The sequence below is a fragment of the Mesorhizobium helmanticense genome (genome assembly GCF_003034915.1).
GTDB classification, from domain to species: domain Bacteria; phylum Pseudomonadota; class Alphaproteobacteria; order Rhizobiales; family Rhizobiaceae; genus Mesorhizobium; species Mesorhizobium helmanticense.
On sequence record NZ_PZJX01000100.1, the window covers coordinates 1 to 1,951 of the forward strand.

Genomic DNA, 1,951 nt, shown 5'->3' on the forward strand with positions numbered 1-1,951 from the left:
GAGGCCATGAAATTGTGGAGCCTCGCCCAGCAGCGTTTCGAGGCGATGGTCGGCAAGGACGAGGCGGCAAGGCTGCGCGCGGCGTTGGATGACATCGCCGCGCTGGATTTCGACATACCACCGGCCGCGCCATCGAAATGAGGCATCGGCCAGCGACCGGTCTTGGACCCTACTCCGCCGGCATGGCGACGGGCCGGGCCAGCATGCGTCCAGCCAGCACGACGCCCAACCCCACGATCGGGAACGCCGCCGCGACCAGGCCGAGATCGGCCGGCGCGCCGTAGCGCAGCACCGCACCGCCGACCACCGCGCCCAGCGCGACGCCGAGATAGAGCGCCGAAGCGTTGAGCGACAGCACGATCGGTGCGGCGTCGGGCGCGAGCTTGATGATGCGGCTGGCCTGCGCCGGCGGGAAGGCCCAGCCGACGATGCCCCACGGCACCATCATCGCCATCAGTGCCGGCCCGGCAATATGGTGCGGCAGGAATGTCGGGATGACCGAAAGCATGACCAGCATCGCGGCGCTGAGCGCCAGCGACCAGCTGACGGTGCGCGTCGCGCCAAAACGGTCGGCGGCCTGCCCGCCGGCAATGTTGCCGATGACGGCGCCGACACCAAAGGCCAGAAGCATGCCGGGCAGCGCGATCGCGCTCAAACCGCCGCCTTCGATGGCCAGCGGCGCAACAAAGGCAAAGACGGTGAAGGCGCCGGTGAGCGCCAGCAACGTGGTCAAGAGGATCGAGGGCACGCCGGGGCGAAGTGCCGCCGCCAGTCGCCGCCGGAGCGGCAGCTTGGTGCCGACGATGCCGCGCGGCAGCCGGTACCACAGGATCGCGCCGGCGAGCGCGCCGAGCCCGGCGATGGCAAAGAAGGTGCCGCGCCAGCCGCCGATGGTCGCGACAAGCGCGCCGAGCGGCGCGCCGACTGCCACCGCCACCGTGGTGCCGCCGACAACGACGGCGATGGCGCGCGCCCGGTGATGATCATCGACAAGCGCCACGGCAGTTCCTTGCGCGGTTGCCGCGAACAGGCCTGACGACAGCGCCATGACGATGCGCGCGATCAGCAGCACTTCGAAGGAGGAACTCAACGCCGCCACCAGATTGCCGAGCACGAAGAACACCAGCGTCCACAGGATGACGCGGCGCCGGTCCCATTCGCCGGTCAGCGTCGCCAGGATCGGCGTCCCGACCGCATAAGCGAGCGCGAAGGCGGTGATCAGCGAGCCGGCGAGCGGAATGGAGATGCCGGCATCACTGGCGATGTCGGGCAGCAGGCTGGAGATGACGAAGCCTTCGGTCGAAATCGCAAACGATCCGAGCGCAAGCCAGAATATCCGCTTGTCCATGGTGAAATCCTTAGTTCAAAAGTTATTGAACAATTGGACATAACAGGGCATGATGTCAATGAAGCCGAGGGAAAATAACTGAACCCTGCTGACAGCCCTGTGTCAGGACAGGGCGGAGCAGCATCAAGGCCGTGGGCACCGGCGAAGGAGGAGATACGTTGAAATCGGCGCCGATTGTGCTTAATTCCCGGGCATGACCTTGCCCCATCCCAACGCCGACCAGATCAGCCTGCCGATCGTGCTTGCCGTGCTCGGCGACCCGACCAGGCTCGCCATCGTGCGCTATCTTGCCAGCAAGGAAGGCGTGCCGCTGAATTGCAGCCAGTTCCTCGATCTCGGCTCGAAGACCAATCTGAGCTACCACCTGGCCAAACTGCGCGAGGCCGGCGTCACCCGCGCCGAAGTGGTCGGCACCAGCCGGCTGATCACGCTGCGCCGCGACGATCTCGAGGCCCGCTTCCCGGGCCTGCTCGACAGCGTGATTGCCGCCGCCGCCGAGGATACTGCGCTACCTGCGGTCGGCGGCCACGACATCGAAATGCCGGCCTGAGCACCAACAGGGAAGCGACCTTCCAGAACTTGGGTTCCTCGCCCCCACGAGAG

At 66.8% G+C, this 1,951-nt stretch carries 2 protein-coding genes; one reads left to right on the plus strand and one right to left on the minus strand.

Translation table 11 applies throughout. The features are described 5' to 3' along the window. Positions 1 to 169: 169 nt before the first annotated feature. Positions 170 to 1,348 carry an MFS transporter gene (locus tag C9427_RS33410; protein ID WP_107653175.1) on the minus strand — a complete coding sequence of 393 codons (1,179 nt, stop codon included), beginning with the start codon at positions 1,346 to 1,348 and terminating at the stop codon, positions 170 to 172. A gap of 193 nt (positions 1,349 to 1,541) precedes the next feature. Between C9427_RS33410 and C9427_RS33415 the strand changes: the two genes are divergently transcribed. Then, entirely contained in the window at positions 1,542 to 1,898 is a 357-nt protein-coding gene (locus C9427_RS33415) for an ArsR/SmtB family transcription factor (RefSeq protein WP_107653176.1), read from the plus strand. The last annotated feature ends 53 nt before the right edge of the window (positions 1,899 to 1,951 follow it).